14 protein-coding genes are annotated in these 17,581 nt (G+C 32.7%); 8 read left to right on the top strand and 6 right to left on the bottom strand.

Translation table 11 applies throughout. The features are described 5' to 3' along the window. Positions 1-66: 66 nt before the first annotated feature. From Q4548_RS09555 to Q4548_RS09545, 3 genes are all read right to left on the bottom strand, one after another. A complete protein-coding gene (locus Q4548_RS09555; protein ID WP_303454200.1) occupies positions 67-1,062 on the bottom strand; it encodes an alpha/beta fold hydrolase in 996 nt (331 codons plus the stop codon). A gap of 145 nt (positions 1,063-1,207) precedes the next feature. Further along, positions 1,208-1,708, bottom strand: coding sequence for a hypothetical protein (locus tag Q4548_RS09550; RefSeq protein WP_303454198.1), 501 nt, complete (start codon positions 1,706-1,708; stop codon positions 1,208-1,210). Continuing rightward, complete coding sequence (locus tag Q4548_RS09545) at positions 1,701-2,801, bottom strand: DNA alkylation repair protein (RefSeq protein WP_303454196.1); 1,101 nt, start codon at positions 2,799-2,801, stop codon at positions 1,701-1,703. The genes Q4548_RS09550 and Q4548_RS09545 overlap by 8 nt, the downstream gene beginning before the upstream one ends. Before the next feature lie 64 nt (positions 2,802-2,865). Here Q4548_RS09545 and Q4548_RS09540 point away from each other — a divergent pair, with 64 nt between their 5' ends. Beyond that, positions 2,866-4,086 (top strand): glycosyltransferase family 4 protein, encoded by a 1,221-nt coding sequence (locus Q4548_RS09540; RefSeq protein ID WP_303454193.1) that lies wholly within the window; start codon positions 2,866-2,868, stop codon positions 4,084-4,086. Here Q4548_RS09540 and Q4548_RS09535 read toward each other — a convergent pair. Further along, positions 4,083-5,033 (bottom strand): lipid A-modifier LpxR family protein, encoded by a 951-nt coding sequence (locus Q4548_RS09535; protein ID WP_303454190.1) that lies wholly within the window; start codon positions 5,031-5,033, stop codon positions 4,083-4,085. The two genes, Q4548_RS09540 and Q4548_RS09535, sit on opposite strands and share 4 nt — an antisense overlap. A 106-nt stretch (positions 5,034-5,139) precedes the next feature. On the opposite strand from Q4548_RS09535, the gene ppk2 (Q4548_RS09530) reads away from it, so the two are divergent. The 3 genes from ppk2 (Q4548_RS09530) to Q4548_RS09520 are packed head-to-tail and all read left to right on the top strand — an operon-like array spanning position 5,140 to position 7,860. Further along, entirely contained in the window at positions 5,140-5,997 is an 858-nt protein-coding gene (ppk2, locus tag Q4548_RS09530; RefSeq protein WP_303454187.1) for a polyphosphate kinase 2, read from the top strand. Positions 5,998-6,001: 4 nt separating this feature from the next. Next, complete coding sequence (gene ppk2, locus Q4548_RS09525) at positions 6,002-6,784, top strand: polyphosphate kinase 2 (protein ID WP_303454184.1); 783 nt, start codon at positions 6,002-6,004, stop codon at positions 6,782-6,784. Positions 6,785-6,786: 2 nt separating this feature from the next. Next, positions 6,787-7,860 carry a hypothetical protein gene (locus Q4548_RS09520; protein WP_303454181.1) on the top strand — a complete coding sequence of 358 codons (1,074 nt, stop codon included), beginning with the start codon at positions 6,787-6,789 and terminating at the stop codon, positions 7,858-7,860. Positions 7,861-8,072: 212 nt separating this feature from the next. Here Q4548_RS09520 and Q4548_RS09515 read toward each other — a convergent pair whose 3' ends face one another. Both Q4548_RS09515 and Q4548_RS09510 read right to left on the bottom strand, forming a co-directional pair. Beyond that, the gene (locus Q4548_RS09515) at positions 8,073-8,843 is read right to left on the bottom strand and encodes a LuxR C-terminal-related transcriptional regulator (protein ID WP_303454179.1); all 771 of its coding nucleotides are present in this window, start codon (positions 8,841-8,843) and stop codon (positions 8,073-8,075) included. A 118-nt stretch (positions 8,844-8,961) separates the two neighbouring features. After that, positions 8,962-10,170 carry an RsmB/NOP family class I SAM-dependent RNA methyltransferase gene (locus Q4548_RS09510; RefSeq protein WP_303454177.1) on the bottom strand — a complete coding sequence of 403 codons (1,209 nt, stop codon included), beginning with the start codon at positions 10,168-10,170 and terminating at the stop codon, positions 8,962-8,964. A gap of 542 nt (positions 10,171-10,712) precedes the next feature. Between Q4548_RS09510 and recG the strand changes: the two genes are divergently transcribed. The 4 genes from recG (at position 10,713) to Q4548_RS09490 (ending at position 17,492) form a co-directional block, all read left to right on the top strand. Next, positions 10,713-12,812, top strand: a complete 2,100-nt coding sequence (recG, locus tag Q4548_RS09505) for an ATP-dependent DNA helicase RecG (RefSeq protein WP_303454175.1) — start codon at positions 10,713-10,715, stop codon at positions 12,810-12,812. A gap of 152 nt (positions 12,813-12,964) precedes the next feature. Further along, entirely contained in the window at positions 12,965-15,391 is a 2,427-nt protein-coding gene (pheT, locus tag Q4548_RS09500) for a phenylalanine--tRNA ligase subunit beta (RefSeq protein ID WP_303454173.1), read from the top strand. A gap of 106 nt (positions 15,392-15,497) precedes the next feature. Next, complete coding sequence (locus Q4548_RS09495) at positions 15,498-16,538, top strand: quinone-dependent dihydroorotate dehydrogenase (protein WP_303454171.1); 1,041 nt, start codon at positions 15,498-15,500, stop codon at positions 16,536-16,538. Positions 16,539-16,544: 6 nt separating this feature from the next. After that, complete coding sequence (locus Q4548_RS09490) at positions 16,545-17,492, top strand: glycosyltransferase family 2 protein (RefSeq protein ID WP_303454169.1); 948 nt, start codon at positions 16,545-16,547, stop codon at positions 17,490-17,492. Positions 17,493-17,581 lie beyond the last annotated feature (89 nt).

Below are 17,581 nucleotides of genomic sequence, written 5' to 3'. Positions count from 1 at the left end.
GATGTGCTTTGTAGTGGTGATAAACAACGAAATTCATTGTTTAGAATTTAAGAATAATTTAGAACCTTATTTAGATAAAAATAATTTTAAAGGTTCAATAAAAGCATCAAAACTTTCAATATGTGGTAAGTGGCCAATGTTTTCTATTTCAACCAATTCACTGTTTTTTATTTTTTGTTGAGTCAATTTTCCTAATTTGCTATACAAGCCCATTGTTTCTCTAACTTTTTCAGAAACCAAAGGTTTTCCAAGTGCGGTTCTATCTCGTGTACCAATGATTAATAGTGTAGGGCAAGTTAAGTTTTTAAATTCATAAAGTACGGGTTGGTTAAAAATCATATCATAGGTTAATGCAGCGTTCCAAGCAATTTTAGGGTATTCAGAATTTAGTGTCCAACCAGCCAAAAGATCCACCCATTGATTGTATTCTTTTTTCCATTTTCCATCGTAATAACTTTTTAACTGATATGCTTTTATTTTATCACCTGTTTTTGATAGTTCTGATTGATACCACCAGTCGATGGTTTGATATGGCACTATAAGTTTCCAATCTTCAAGACCAATAGGATTTTCTAAGATTAATTTTTCGGTAGCTTCAGGGTACATCAATGCAAATCGGGTTGCAAGCATTCCTCCCATTGAGTGACCTAAAATGGCTGTTTTAGATACGTTAAGTTTGTCTAAAATAGTTTTTGTGTTTTTTGCCAATTCTTGAAATGAATATTGAAAATTCATAGGTTTGGATGATTTTCCAAAACCAATTTGATCTGGAGCAATGACACGATAACCAGCTTCAGTTAAGCTTTTTATAGTGGTTTTCCAATAAGCTCCGTTAAAATTTTTTCCGTGAAAAAGAACAATTGTTTTTCCGTTGCTATGTTTAGGATGAACATCCATATAAGCCATTTTTAATTCTTGTTGTTGGCTGTTTATAGTCAAATATTCTACCGCATAAGGATATTTGTAATTGCTTAGCATAAGATCTAGCCATTTTGAATTGTTTTCCTGAGAAAAACCAGCAAGCGTAGTTAAGATAAAGAGAAGTGTAATTTTTAATTTCATGTTGATTTTATTTGATACGTGATAAATTGAGTTAGAAAAATTAGAGATTCATTTCTGATTGTACATAACTAAATAAATCTATGTTTATTGTGGAACTTTTTTTCTGTTTTATAGTTTATGTAAAATTGGAATGAGTTGTTTATTTTTAAGGATTCATTTTTAGAATGATTCGTTTGATTCCTGGAGACAAACTTTCTAAATAATGTTCCTGACGGATAAATTCTAATTCGCCATTCAACTCAGGATATTTTTCACAAGTTTTGAAAAGATGTTTGAAGGCCAAATAACGAACAGATGATGCTTTGGTTGTGTTTTCCCAAAGAGTCATACAAATATCAAACAAGCGACCCTCTTGCTCATCATCTAGTTTCATTTTGTCTATAATTTTCAAGATTTCTCTCTGATGTCCGTCTTTTCTCTTAACTATACTTTTGATAAAATCATTTACAAAAGGTTGTATACGAACATCGTTTTTAGAAGTGCAGTGGCCTAAAATCCAAGTAGCTCTCCAGGCTTGTGGTTGCTGGTCAGAAAGTGCGATTTGAATAGCGGAAGCATGTACTTCTGCTTGTTCTTGAAAAAGCTGAATCAAAAAGTCTTTGTCCAGTCTGTTGGTTAAAATTGAGTCAAGATTAATGTTATTCATGTAGTTCAAAAGCTTGTGAATCAAATTCTTTTCCGTTGGCTACGATGGAGATTTTATGAATGCCAAAATAGTATTTTCGGGTAGTAATAGGTTTGAAATGTTGTTTCTTTCTTATTTTGTTAATGCTATAGGGCGGATGTTTTTTTTGGCTAATTTGAAATATTTTTTTAGACAAAAGACCACTGTTTTTTAAATAGTATACTGCGTATTCCAAACGAATCAACATTGCTTTTTTGTTATTGTTGACCAAATCAAAAGAGAAATGCAATTCCTCTCCTAATTGAATTTTTGTAGTACTTAATTTAAGATTTTGAACATCTATTTGAGAAGTATTTCCAAAACCAAAAACTTGCATAATCCTTGGTTCTGCTTGTTTTAAAAGTGTTCTGTTGGCATGTTTTAAAATCCAATCTGTTTTTTCAGTTTCTCCATAATGCTTTTCTGTAAATGCAATTAAAACTTCAGGATTGTCTTTAGAAATATCATTCAAATTGTTGGCTACACTTTTTCGAACGTAAGGACTGTCGTCATTCAGTAAATTTTCTAAAATAGACAAGATCATAGTAGGATCTTTTTTGAAAACTGGTAATGCCATTGCCCATGGCAAACGAGGTCTACAACCTTCGCTAGCCAATCTTCTTAAATGTTGATTGGAATGAAAAGTCCACTCATTTATTTTGGCCATTGTGTACTTTGGATGTGTTGTAATAAAAGGTCTAATAGCAAATTCACAACTAACATAAGGGGTAATGGTTTCAAAACTAGCAATACTTTCTACCAAATAATCTTTACCAAACATTGCTACATAATCTGGCAAAAAAAGGTATTCAAATCCACCAGAAATTTTATGTTTTTGTAAAACAGGAATCAGTTTTTTGATTTCTACGATAGCAATTTGGAAGTCTGGATTTAAAAATTGTTGTAAAACCACAGCTATGTGATGCATACGATCTTTTAGTTCGTAAGTTTTCCAATTAGTCGAAAAAATAGCTTTTAAAAAAGCGGTTTTGTCTAACTCAGGTTTTATTTCTTCTAAAGCGTTTAAAAAGGCATTGAAAAAACTTTTAGTGTATGCATTTTTAAGTGGTTCCATAGTGCTATAAATTTAAAAAAAGCAAAATTAAAAAGCTATGCTTTCGTTTCTATATTTTTGTAAAATGCAATCACTCCTAATTATCGGTTACGTATGGCCAGAACCTACAGCAACAGCTGCGGGTAGTAGAATGTTACAAATTATAGAACAATTTCAAAATCTGCAGTTTCAAGTTACTTTTGTGAGTCCTGCAATCAAACCAGAGACTGCTTTTGATTTGTCAACAATCAATGTGTTGGAAAAATCAATTGAATTGAATCACGACTCTTTTGATGCTTTTTTGTTGAGTTTAAGTCCAGAGATTGTTTTGTTTGATCGATTTTTAATGGAAGAGCAGTTTGGGTGGAGAGTGGCTCAGCATTGTCCACAATCGTTACGAATGTTAGATTCTGAAGACTTACATTTTTTAAGAAAGGCAAGAGAGTTGTCTGTTAAAAAAGGAAAGGAATTGCCTACAGGAATTATCACTACGGATGAAGCCAAAAGAGAATTGGCAAGTATTTATAGGTGTGATGTAACATTGACCATTTCTGAATATGAAATGGACTATTTGAAAAAAGTATATCAAATTCCGGAAATGTTGTTGTGGTATTTGCCTTTTTTAGTGACGATTGATGAAAATTTGACACCTAGTTTTGAAGAACGAGAAGATTTTGTATTTATAGGCAATTTTGTACATGCTCCTAATTGGGATGCAGTTTTGTATTTGAAACAAACAATTTGGCCTATGATAAGGAAAGAACTGCCTAAGGCGAGTTTGCATATTTACGGAAGCTATCCTAGTCAAAAAGTTTTTCAGCTACAGAATGTAAATGAGCGATTTTTGATACAAGGAAGAGCAGAAAATGTAAATGCTACAATGCAACAAGCTAAGGTATGCTTAGCTCCTGTAAGATTTGGAGCAGGTTTAAAAGGAAAATTGATTGATGCCATGCAAAACGAAACTCCTTTTGTAACAACACCTATTGGTGGAGAAGGTATGTTTGGAGATCATGATTTTTCAGCTTGTGTAGGGAATACAGATCAAGAATTGGTTCAAAAAGCAGTGAGTTTATACAAGAACAAAGAAGAGTGGATATTTTTTCAAAAGAAAGGAAAACAAGTATTGAAAGAACGGTTTGATAAAGAGCTTTTTAACAAGAACTTTGGTTTGAAAGTAGATCAATTGCTTGAATATAAAGATGTTGCTAGAGAGCAAAATTTTATTGGAGCCATGCTGCAACATCATACTTTAAAAAGCACCATGTATTTGTCTAAATGGATTGCCGAAAAAAATAAGATTTAAAATTTATAAGAAACTTCTATACTACCGTATCGAATCCAATTTGATTTTAAGTTTTTTACGTTTGAAGTTTGAAATATTTGGTGGTAACTCAGATTCCATTGTTTTAAATTCCAATAAATCCCAAGATCATTTGTCCAAACCCAAGGAAGAATGTCAAAACTTTTTTGACTGTAATTGTTGTTGAGTTCACCTGTTACAGTATAATCTTGAAGCTGGTAAACAATCAGAGATTTAATACCAAAATAACATTCTCTTACCCAATTTTCATCTTTGTTTTGTAAGGCAGTATTGTAGAAAGTAGTGTTGTCTATGGGAGCAATAGCATTATTCTTGTTTAGATTGAATTTGATACCCAGTCCAGAAGAAATAGTGGAAAAGATAGAGTTAAAGACAGCTTTATTGATCCAGGAAATTTGAGTTTTTTGCTCAGATTTGTACCATAAATTTTTAATGTAAGAAGCATGCAATCCAAAAGAATATTTTTGTTTTACCTGTGTATCCCAACCATTAGATTCATCAATTTTATAAAACTGATGAATAAAATTTTGAGCTTCTCTCGCCAAACTTTTGTCTCCTGTAACCCCTGTTTCAACACCAATAGATAAAATGTGTCTGGCATTGATAAAGTTTTCTGTATAATTGGCATACAAATAACCTGCATAGGGTCTGTCTTGGTTGTAAATGTATTCTACATCGGAACTATAGGGATTGTACATTTTTTGACCGACTCTAATGGTTCGAATTTTTTTTGTGAAATTACCGTAGTTCATTGGAGTAGAAAATTGATAAAAAAGTTCTAATCCGTTGGTGTAATATTTATCTAAAAAGAAAGAAACATATAAGTCATTGTCTGTGATAAAACCAAATTCTTGATTTGTTTTTTGTGCCTGACTAGCTTGTGTATTAAGCAATATAAATAGAGCAAAAAGAAACTTTAAATATTTCATTTGTATGTTTTAACGCAGTAAAAGTACAATTATTAACATAACGAAACTATGTTAAAAGAAGTGGAATATGTATATTTACTCGGTGCAAAGATAAAATTCCATAAACATGAATGAAAAAGAAATGCTAACCGCCGAAGAATTGGCTTCGGTAACTTCAAGATCAGAATTGGTAGACAAATTAAATGACAAAGGCATTGATGTTTCTGATATTTTGAATAAAATTAAATATGAAGAAGAGTTGAAACTTTTACAAATAGAATTGGTAAAACTTCAACAATGGGTAAAAAAGACCAATAAAAGAGTTGCCGTTATTTTTGAAGGAAGAGATGCTGCGGGTAAAGGAGGTTCTATTCGTAGGTTTATGGAGCATTTGAACCCTCGTTCAACAAGATTGGTAGCATTGAATAAACCCACTGATATTGAAAAAGGACAGTGGTATTTTATGCGCTATATAAAGGAATTACCAAACCCCGGAGAAATTGTTTTTTTTGATCGTAGTTGGTACAACCGTGCAGTGGTAGAACCTGTAATGGGATTTTGTACAGAAGAGCAATACCATACGTTTATGGCTCAAGTTCCAGAGTTTGAACACATGCTATATGAAGATGGTTTGATCATTGTTAAATTCTGGCTGTCCATTTCAAAAGAAGAACAATTGACTCGTTTCAATTCAAGACAAGAAAACCCATTAAAAAGATGGAAATTTAGTCCCGTTGATAAAAAAGGACAAGAACTTTGGAGGCAATATACTACATACAAAGAACACATGTTTAGTAAGACTCATACCAGTTATAGTCCGTGGGTAATTGTAAAGACCAATGACAAACAAGAGGCTCGTTTGGAAGGGATTCGATATGTGTTGTCTAAGTTTGAGTACGAAGGAAAACAAGAGGCTAAGGTGAATTTATTCCCAGATCCAAACGTGGTAATGCACTATTTTAGATCATCTTATCAAATAGATTAAGCAAATGGAAAATTTAACAGAGAGAGATATTAAAAACCTGAATAGTAAAAAAGGGTTGCAGGCTTTGTTGTCTGATGAAGAGGTCAATGTAGGTAAAGCATTAAAAAGTACAAATTATGTTAAGAGTCTAAAATCACTTCAAAAGGAGTTGATTAAAATGCACACCGAAGTAATTGAAAAAAACGAACGTGTAATTGTTATTTTTGAAGGAAGAGATGCTGCGGGTAAAGGTGGTGCAATTCGTAGAATTACAGAACGTATCAACCCTCGTCACTTTAGAATTGTTGCGTTGCCAAAACCTACGGAAGAAGAGCGTACACAATGGTATTTTCAACGATATATTAGAAAATTCCCAAAAGCTGGTGAGATTGTTTTTTTTGACCGTAGCTGGTACAACCGAGCTGTGGTAGAGCCTGTAAATGGATTTTGTACACAAGAAGAATATGTTCGTTTTATGAACAATGTAAATGATTTTGAACGCATGATTACCTCTTCGGGAATCAAGTTGGTAAAGATTTACATGTCTATCTCCAAAGAAGAACAATCCAAGCGTTTTGAAGAGATTAAAAACAATCCTTTAAAACAATGGAAAATTACTCCTGTAGATGAAAAAGCTCAGGAATTGTGGAACGAATATACAAGGTACAAAGCGGTAATGTTTGAGAACACTAATACAGATTATGCTCCTTGGAAAATTATTCGTGCCAATAGAAAAACATTTGCAAGAATAAACGCAATCAAATATTTATTGTCTAGAATACCTTATGACAAGACTAGAAAGGTGTAAATATGGGAGAGTCTGAATATCAAAAAATATCAAAGAAAAAACCGACATATCCTATTCAACCTTTTTTTAGCGAGTATTTGTCAAATTATAACAGGGATGCTTTGATTCCTGTTTTTTATGATGATTTGCTACGTTTTTCTGGAGCAATAGAGGTGTATGATGAAAATGGTGAAGATACTCTTTGGGTGAGAGTTTATTATCCCGAGCATGAACGTGCAACTATTGATAAAGATCTAAAAAAAGTATATTCTATTTTACATGGTGACGGTTCGGATACTTCCGTTCCGTTTTTAAATGTAGATGCTGTAGACTACTGTACTTTTGGAAATTCAAAGCCTTTTAGAATTAAAGTGCGTAATGTTTTGAACGACAATTACACATATATGTATGTCAAAAAAGCAGATGCATCTAGAGTTTACGGTTTGGAACTAGAGCATTTGTTGTCTCCAAATAGAATCAATTTTTTAGTGTATAAAGACACGCTGATAGAGGATCATATTTCAGGAATTCCTGGAGATACATTTATGGAAGGTGGTTTGGAATCGTATTCTATTAGAACGCAAAAACAGATTGCTAAAGAATATGTAAAGTTTAACGAACGATGCATTGTGCGTTTGTTGGGAGATATGAGGTCTTACAATTATGTGATTGTACCTACACACGATTTTGATCAGGTGCGTTATAGAATTAGAGCTATTGATTTTGATCAGCAATGTTACGAAGGTAGATTGAGAGTATACATGCCTCAATTTTTAAAAGAAAATAAGCTTTATGTAGAAATGGTACATAACAATTTACGACCAGAGTCTATAGAGCAATACAAGCAAGAAGAACGTTCTACCATTGCCAAACGTATATTGCTAGGCAAGAAAAGAATTAGAGAGTTGTTAAATTGCATGTTGCAAGACAGAATTTCTTCGGATGTTAAAATAGAACAGCTTAAAAAAGATCTGTTTGGTTATACCAAAGATTCAAATTTTAAGAAATGTATCTCTATGGGAGAAATTCTAGAGACAGCTTTTAATTTTGTTGTAAAGCATTACCAAGATGTAAACGGTTTTAGAGTTAGGAAATAAAAAAGCTCCATAATTTTTTTAATTATGGAGCTTTTAGGTAACTGTTTTACAACTAATAGGGGTATTTACAGTTTTCCTATTTGGGTAGTTTTCAAAAATGTTGTTTTTAAGTTAAAACAAAAGGGAGTAGGTTATAAAAATGATATATAAATATTTCCTGATATTAAGATACTTTTGTTTTAGATTTTATACAATACCCTGCTTAGGGTATATTATAAAAATTGGTTGATCAAACATTGTTTGACCAAGTCTACAGTAGAATTGATATTTAGTTTTTTGTAAATGTTTTTTCTATGAGTGTCTACAGTATGAGAGCTGATAAACAATTTCTCGGCAATTTGTTTGCTGGTGTTGTTGATGGATAACAATCTTAGAACATCAATTTCTCTATTAGTTAATGAACTGGTAAGTAGTTTCTGAGAATAATTTTTGTGATAAAGCATTTCATACTCATCATTGTCATTTAAGATCTTAATACTTCCAATAATGGGTCTAGGTTCTCCATTACCAATAATAGTACAGTGGGTAATTCCAATAACTGGTTTTCCTTGGTCATCAAAATAAGCAGGAGTTTGGTGCTCAAAAGCATTCAAATATTCTCCTTTAGCGTTCTTAATTCTAAAATTCAATGTATAACTTAACTTTACTCTATCTTCAAAAGGAACTTCGGACATGGTAAATTTCATTAAGTCTTCTATAGCATGTAACCAAATAGACAAATCATCAGGATGAAAATGAGATAGCATAAATGGAACTCCTAATTCGGCTATTTTTTTTCTGTCTAAGCCTAAAGTGTAGTCAAAGTTTTTGCTAAGAAATTCATAAGCTTGTTTGGTTGTATTTGTTATTGCAAAAAAAGATTGTATTGGAGGTAAATACTCGTCCAGTTCTCTAAGCTTCTGAATGTGTTTTTCAACAACGGTTTTTTCGTACTGTTTGTGTGATTTAAAAATTTCATTGTAAAAGTCAAGATTTTCCTTCATAGTCTTTAGTTTACTCTAAAATAAATCTTTACGAGTTAAAAACTTCTGAAAATACAATAAAAAATAAAAACGCCATCTTTTGCAAGATGACGTTTTAGATATTTGATAAAATAAAATATTAGCTAATTCTTTCTAAAAGAGCCATGTAGAATCCATCGTATCCAGATTCTGAAGACAATATTTTTTTGTCTTTTACAAGTTTAAAGTTTTCGTTGTTGGCTAAAAACTTAGCAACTTGTTCTTGGTTTTCCGATGGTAAAATGGAACAAGTAGCGTAGACCACTTTTCCTCCAACTTTAACAATTTTAGTATAGCGTTCTAAAATATCTGCCTGAATAACTTTAATGTTGTCTATAAATTCAGGCTGTAATTTCCACTTGCTATCAGGATTTCTTTTCAAAACACCTAAACCAGAACAGGGAGCATCTATCAATACTCTATCAGCTGTGTCGTATAGTTTTTTTATGGTTTTAGAAGATTCTATTTTTCTAGTAGTAATATTAAATGCACCTGCTCTTTTAGCACGTTTTTTCAATTCTACCAATTTTCCACCATAAATATCTGTAGCAATAATAGTTCCTTTATTTTCCATCAATGCAGCAATGTGCAATGTTTTTCCACCAGCACCAGCACAAGTATCTACAACTCGCATTCCGGGAGCAACGTCTAAAAACTCAGCAACTAATTGAGAAGAGGCATCTTGCATTTCAAACAAACCACTTTGAAAAGCTGCGGTTTTAAAAACATTTTTGCGTTCTTCTAGTTCTAATGCGTAGGTATATCCTTTGATTGGTTTGGTTATAATCTCATCGGCTGCTAACAAGTCTTGCAATTGCTTTTTAGAACCTCTGAGTGAGTTTACTCTTAAAATGGCAGAAGCAGGAATGTTTTGAGCTGTCAACTCTTTTTCCCATTTAGACTCCCCCAATTCTTTTACACACAACTCATCCATCCAATCAGGAATAGATTGAGCAATGGCTCTGTGCTCTTGCAACTCATCAAATTTTCCTTTGATTCTTCTTACAGGTGTTTCTGTAAAATATTTCCAATCCGGTAAATCTATACCACGCAAAACTGCCCATACTGCAAACAGTTTCCATAAATTATCTCTTGTGTAGTGATTTTTTGTACCCGCTATTTCGTTATAAAGTCGTTTCCATCTAACTATTTCGTAAATGGTTTCTGCAACAAATTTTCGGTCTCTCGCTCCCCATCTCACATCTTTTTTTAAAGCTTTTTGGACTGCTTTATCAGCGTATTCTTGTTCGTTAAAGATATCGTGTAATGAATCTATTACGGTGAATACTAAATTTCTATGAAGTCTCATATGATCTTAAACTATTTGATGACAAAGTTAAGCGTTTTTTATTGCCTCTTATGTAAACATATTCATTAAAATTACCATGAATAATTTCTTTCATTTATTTTTGAAGAAAATAAGGTCGAGACTGATTAAATATGTGCCTTAATTAAGCCGACTAAAGCAAGGGTGTAGATAGTATTACCTTTACCCTTGTTTAGAGTTTAAACTTTAGGGGTAGCTTATGTGTCGAATTAAACAAGCTGAAAATAAGCATGTTAATGATTGCAAATTTAAATAAAAATTCAATAAAAAAAAGAATTATCTCTAGAATATTGTAATGCAAGCATAGTAAGAGTGTTTTTTTATCTAGTTATTTGCTTGTGTTATCAAAGTTGATAATTGTTGTTTTTAGTGAGGCTTACGTAGGTTTTTTTGAGTTTTTACTCTTTTTACGGTTAAAATTTGTAAGTATTGGTACTGAATGTTTTTACGAGGTTTTTATTATGCTTGAATAGCAATTAAGTGTTGTGTAAAATGAGATTTGTAGATGAAAAAAATAGATAAATATGTTTGATTTTGATGTTAATATTTCCTTTTTATCAGGGATGGGACCTTCTAAGGCTACGATGCTCCAGAAAGAATTAGGGATATTTACGGCCAATCAATTGTTGAATTTATTTCCAAATAAATACGTAGATAAATCAAAAATATTCTCCATCAATGAACTATTACCTAGCAATACTGAAGTTCAGGTAAAAGGAGTGGTCATAGAGCTAAAAGAAATCAAGCAAAAAAGAGGTTCAAGATTGGTCGGAATTTTTAAAGATGGCACTGGAACGATGGAATTGGTGTGGTTTAGAGCATCAAAATGGCTAAAATCGAGCATCAAAATCAACGATTCGTACGTTATTTATGGAAAAATAAATTTTTTTAATGGCAATTTCAGCATGGCACATCCAGAAATGGAATTGGAGGCTAATTATAAAAAAAGTTTGGTTTCGGGATTACAAGCAGTTTATCCATCTACTGAAAAAATGAGTGCCAAAGGTTTTAATAACAAAGTAATGTCCAGAGCAATGCAACATTTGCTTAAGGAGTCATATGCTTTTATTGAAGAAACTTTATCAGATGAAATTGTTCAAGAGTTAGAGTTGCTGACAAAAAGAGAAGCTTTATTGAATATTCATTTTCCAAAAAATCAAGAACAGTTAGCTAAAGCTCAGAAACGATTGAAGTTTGAAGAGTTTTTTTACATTCAAATGCAATTGATTAGAAATAAGTTGATTCGAAAAGACAAGATAAAAGGTTATGTTTTTGAAAAAGTAGGTCCTATTTTTAATTCGTTTTATAAATCAGGATTAAAATTTGATTTGACCAATGCTCAAAAAAGAGTGTTGAAAGAAATTAGAGCAGACATGGCAAGTGGTGCTCATATGAATAGGTTGTTACAAGGAGATGTGGGTGCAGGAAAAACTATTGTTGCGTTGTTGACCATGTTGATGGCTTTGGACAATGATTTTCAAACGGCTATTTTGGCCCCAACGGCTATTTTAGCAAGTCAGCATTACCAAGCTATTTCCGAATTGGTGGCTCCTTTTGATATTTCTGTAAAATTATTGACAGGAGCTACTCGAATCAAAGAAAGACGTGTTATTCATGAAAGTTTGGAAGATGGGAGTTTGCAAATTTTGATTGGTACCCATGCTATTTTAGAAGATAAAGTGGTTTTTAAAAATTTGGGATTGGCTGTTATAGATGAACAACACCGTTTTGGAGTAGCACAACGTTCTAAAATGTGGATGAAAAATGATTTGCCTCCACACATTTTAATTATGACAGCAACACCAATTCCTAGAACATTGGCGATGAGTGCTTATGGAGATTTGGATGTATCTATTATAGACGAACTTCCTCCGGGCAGAAAAGAGGTTCAAACCGTACATCGATTTGATAGTTCTCGTTTGAGAGTATTTAAGTTTATGAGAGATGAAATATCCAAAGGCAGACAAGTATATGTTGTGTATCCATTGATAGAAGAATCTGAAGCGATGGATTATAAAGATTTACAAGATGGTTACGAGAGTATTCAGAGGGAATTTCCGTTGCCAGACTACAAAATAAGTATTGTGCATGGAAAGATGAAGCCCGCAGATAAAGAGTTTGAAATGCAACGCTTTGTAAAAGGAGAAACTCAAATTATGGTAGCAACCACGGTAATAGAAGTGGGGGTAAACGTACCAAATGCTTCTGTAATGGTGATAGAAAGTGCAGAACGTTTTGGTTTGTCACAATTGCATCAATTAAGAGGAAGAGTAGGACGTGGAGGAGATCAAAGTTATTGTATTTTAATGTCAGGAGTAAAACTCTCTAACGATTCAAAAACAAGATTGGAAACCATGGTAAGAACAAGTGATGGTTTTGAAATTGCAGAAGTAGATTTGAAATTAAGAGGACCAGGTAATTTAATGGGAACACAACAAAGTGGTGTGTTGAATTTAAAAATAGCAGATTTGGTTAGAGATTCTAAAGAATTGCATATGGCAAGAAATATGGCGTTAGAAGTATTGAGAGAAGACCCAAATTTGCTTTTGCCCAAAAACACACCAATTAAAAAAACATACCAACAGATACATAAAAGAACAAGTATATGGGCAAACATTAGTTAACTGTGTTTTTAAAGAACAATATTCGTTGTGAAATAAGACGGATTTTAGTGTTAATAATTTGATGATTAGAGTGTTTTCTAATTGTCTATCTATATATTGCACATTGCTAATTGAAATCGTAAATTTGCGAACTCAAATAAATTTTTGAACACATGAAGATATCATACAATTGGTTAAAACAATTTATAAAGATTGACTGGGAAGCAGAAAAGACTGGTGAATTGTTGACTGATCTTGGATTAGAGGTTGAAGGGATAGAAAAAGTAGAGTCTATCAAAGGTAGTTTGGAAGGTGTGGTTGTTGGTGCAGTTTTGACTTGTGAGAAGCATCCTAATGCGGATAAATTAAGCATAACTACAGTAAATATAGGTGGAGAAGCTCCTATACAAGTAGTGTGTGGTGCTCCTAATGTAGCGGCAGGACAAAAAGTGCCTGTAGCAACAGTTGGTACCATGTTGTATGATGAAAAAGGAGAAGGGTTTAAAATTAAGAAAGGAAAGATTAGAGGAGAAGAAAGTCATGGAATGATATGTGCCGAAGATGAATTAGGTTTAGGTTCAGGTCATGATGGAATTTTAGTCTTAGATGCAGATTTGGTACCAGGAACTCCTGTTGCTGAGGTATTCAATATAGAAGTAGATGAGGTTTTTGAAATTGGATTGACGCCTAACCGTGCAGATGCAATGAGTCATTTAGGAGTTGCTAGAGATTTAAAAGCAGGTTTGTTACAACATGGTGTTCAGAAAGAATTGATTTCTCCATCAGTAAGTGATTTTCATGTGTACGAAAGAGCAATGAAATTTGACATTCACGTAAAGAATTTTGAATTAGCTCCAAAATATGCAGGTGTTGCTATTAAAGATATAAAAGTTGCAGATTCTCCGGAATGGTTACAAAATAGGTTGAAAGCTATTGGGGTTAAATCAATCAACAATGTAGTAGATATTACCAATTATGTATTGCACGAATTGGGACAGCCATTACATGCTTTTGACGCAAATAAAATTACAGGAGGTAAAGTAGTGGTAACAACATTGCCAGAAGGAACAAAGTTTACAACGTTAGATGGTGTAGAGCGTGAGTTGAGTGAAGAAGACTTGATGATTTGTGATGCGGATGAAACACCATTGTGTATGGCGGGAGTTTTAGGAGGTTTAGATTCTGGAGTGAAAAACCATACCAGCTCTATCTTTTTAGAAGCAGCTTATTTCAACCCTATTCCCATACGTAAAACAGCCAAAAGACATGGGCTAAACACCGATGCTTCTTTCCGTTTTGAAAGAGGAATTGATCCTAATATTACCAAATATGCATTGATCAGAGCAGCACTTTTGATAGAAGAGGTTACTGGAGGTAAAACAGTTTCTGATGTAGATATGGTATATCCTAATAAAATAGAAGATTTTGAAGTTTTTGTGTCTTATGAAAATGTCACAAGAATTATTGGTCAAACTTTACCAAAAGATACGATTAAAAATATTTTAGCTTCGTTAGAAATAAAAATCAATAGTGAAACCGAAGGTGGTTTAGGTTTGGTGGTTCCGGCATACAGAGTAGATGTACAAAGAGAAGCAGATATTGTAGAGGAAATTTTACGAGTTTATGGATATAACAATATTGAATTTTCTCACAAGTTAAATACATCTATTGAGCCTTCTAGGTTTGATGGAGTAAAAACAGAAAATGCAATAGCAGAGCAATTAAGAGTTCAAGGTTTTAATGAAACGATGGCAAATTCATTAACAAAGCCGTCTTATGTAAATCTTTCTGAAAATTTAAATGCAGAGAACAACGTAGAAATGTTGAATCCTTTGAGTGGAGATTTGGCTGTGATGCGTCAGTCTTTGCTGTTTAGTGGTTTGGAATCTGTTGCTTACAATATCAATAGAAAAAATAACGACATCAAGTTTTATGAATTTGGAAAAACATATCATAAATACGGTGAAAAATATGAGGAATTAAAACATTTGACACTGTTTGTTTCTGGAAATAGAAATAAAGATGCGTGGAATGTGCCTAATCAAAAAACAGATTTCTACTATTTAAAAGCAGTTGTAACGGGAGTTTTAGAGAGATTAGGACACGCAAAATTAAAGGTTACACCTACTAAAAATGATGTGTTTTCTGAAGGGATTTCATTGAGCTTGGGAAGAATGGCTTTGGTAGATTTAGGAAGAGTTAGCCCTAAAATATTAAAAGAATTCGGAATAAAACAACCGGTTTATTATGCCGATTTTAATTGGGATACTATTCTAAAAGTTTCACAAAACAACAAACTAAAAGTAAATACGCTACCAAAATATCCTTTGGTAAAAAGAGATTTGGCATTGTTATTAAACAATAGTGTTGCTTTTAAAGATTTGTACAATGCAGCTTTTCAAGCAGAGAAACAATTGTTAAAAGAGGTAGATTTGTTTGATGTTTACGAAGGAGATAAATTACCTTACGGGAAAAAATCTTATGCCTTAAGTTTTGTGCTTCAGGATGAAAATAAAACTCTGGATGATAAACAGATAGAGAAAATAATGAGCAAGTTGCAAAATTCTTTTGAAAGGCAATTTGAAGCTACTTTAAGATAAATAACCAAGCCTTTACTGAATAAGTAAAGGCTTTTTTTTGAAGTTTGTTTTGTCTAAAGGATAGAATAAAGTTCGTAAATTTGTGTCAACCAACAAAACCAAGACTATGAGTCTATACAAAGCAATTATTCGTCCAATTTTCTTTCAATTTGACCCAGAAAAAGTACATTACTTTGTGTTTGACATGGTAAAGTTTCTTTCAAAAATACCTGGAGTTTCTTTATTGAATAAAGCTCTTTTTAAAGTAGAAGATGGTAGGTTGAATAGAGAATTATTTGGTATTAGATTTGAAAACCCCGTAGGTTTAGCGGCAGGATTTGATAAAAATGCTGTTTTGTTTAACGAACTGGCTGATTTTGGATTTGGTTTTATAGAAATAGGTACTGTAACTCCAAAAGGACAAGAAGGAAATCCTAAAAAAAGATTGTTTCGCTTGAAAGAAGACCAAGCCATTATCAATAGAATGGGGTTTAACAATTTGGGGGTAAAAGAAATTGTTGAGAATTTAAAAAGCAACAAAGGAAAAGTTATTGTAGGTGGAAATATTGGTAAAAACACCAACATTGCTACAGAACAATACACGCAAGATTATTGTGATGTGTTTGAAGAACTACATGCTTATGTAGATTATTTTGTGTTGAATGTAAGTTGTCCAAACGTAAGCAGCCATGCCAAATTAGGAGATAAAGATTATTTGTTAGAGTTGATTGCAGCAGTGCAAAAAATCAATAAATCTAAAAAAGAGAGAAGACCAATTTTATTAAAAATAGCTCCAGATTTGAATAACATTCAATTGGATGAAATTATAGATTTGGTGGCAGAAACAAAGTTAGACGGAGTAATTGCATCTAACACTTCTGTAAATAGAGATGGTTTGATTGCTACAGAAGCGCAATTAAATGCAATTGGAAATGGAGGTTTGAGTGGAAAACCAGTCAAAGATAGAAGTACAGCTGTGATCAAATATTTGGCTGAAAAATCTAACAAAGCGTTTCCAATTATAGGTGTTGGAGGAATTCATACTGCCGAAGATGCTTTAGAAAAAATAGCTGCGGGAGCAGATTTGGTACAAGTTTATACAGGGTTTATTTATGAAGGACCTGCGTTGGTCAAAAAAATAAACAAGGCTATTCTAAAAGCTTCCTAAACTATTATGGTATATTCTTTTGTTATTCCTGTGTATAACAGATCACAAGAAATAGATGAATTGTTGTTTAGTTTGACAAAGCAAGAATTTCACAAACCTTTTGAAGTGGTGATTGTGGAAGATGGATCTGAAGAACCTGCAAAAGATGTAGTAAAACGTTACCAAGATAGCTTGAACATTCAGTATTTTATTACTGAAAATCAAGGAGCTGGAATGGCTAGGAACTATGGAATGTCTCAAGCTGAAGGAAGATATTTTATTGTGTTAGATTCAGATGTTTTGGTTCCTTCTAATTATTTAAAAAAAGTTCATAAAGCTTTAAAAAAGAATTATACAGATGCTTTTGGTGGTCCAGATGCAGCACATTCTAGTTTTACTACTTTTCAAAAAGCAATTAATTTTTCAATGACCTCATTGTTGACCACTGGAGGAATTAGGGGAAAGAAAAAAGGAATTGGAAAATTTCAGCCAAGGAGTTTTAATTTTGGAATTTCTAAAAATGCTTTTAAGGAAACAGGAGGATTTTCTAAAATGAAAGTAGGTGAGGATATTGATTTGGCTTTTAGGCTGTGGAGTCACGGTTTTGAAACTCAATTGATAGAGAAAGCTTACGTTTATCACAAACGAAGAACATCTTTGGTAGCATTTTACAAACAGACATATAAATTTGGAAGTGCAAGACCTGTGCTGAATAAAAAATATCCTGGTACGTCAAAAATTACATATTGGTTTCCAAGTGTTTTTATTGTAGGATTTATTTTGTCTTCATTGTTGTTTGTCTTTGGCTTTTGGCAATTCATTGTCTTGTACTACTTCTACTTTACTTTATTGTTTATGAATTCTCTTTGGGTGAATAAAAATATTGAAGTTGCATTTTTATCCGTCATTACTACTTTGGTGCAAATGGCAGGTTATGGATTTGGTTTCTTAAAAACGATTCTTTTTAAGAAGTAGCTTTGGTTTCTATCAGTTCTATGATAGAAACAGATGGTTGAAAATTTTTTTCTTTTTTTGGTGAAAAATATTATTTTAGTGTGGCAAAT

The sequence above is a fragment of the Wenyingzhuangia sp. 2_MG-2023 genome (genome assembly GCF_030548295.1).
Lineage (GTDB): Bacteria > Bacteroidota > Bacteroidia > Flavobacteriales > Flavobacteriaceae > Wenyingzhuangia.
This window is presented reverse-complemented; position numbering and strand designations above follow the sequence as displayed.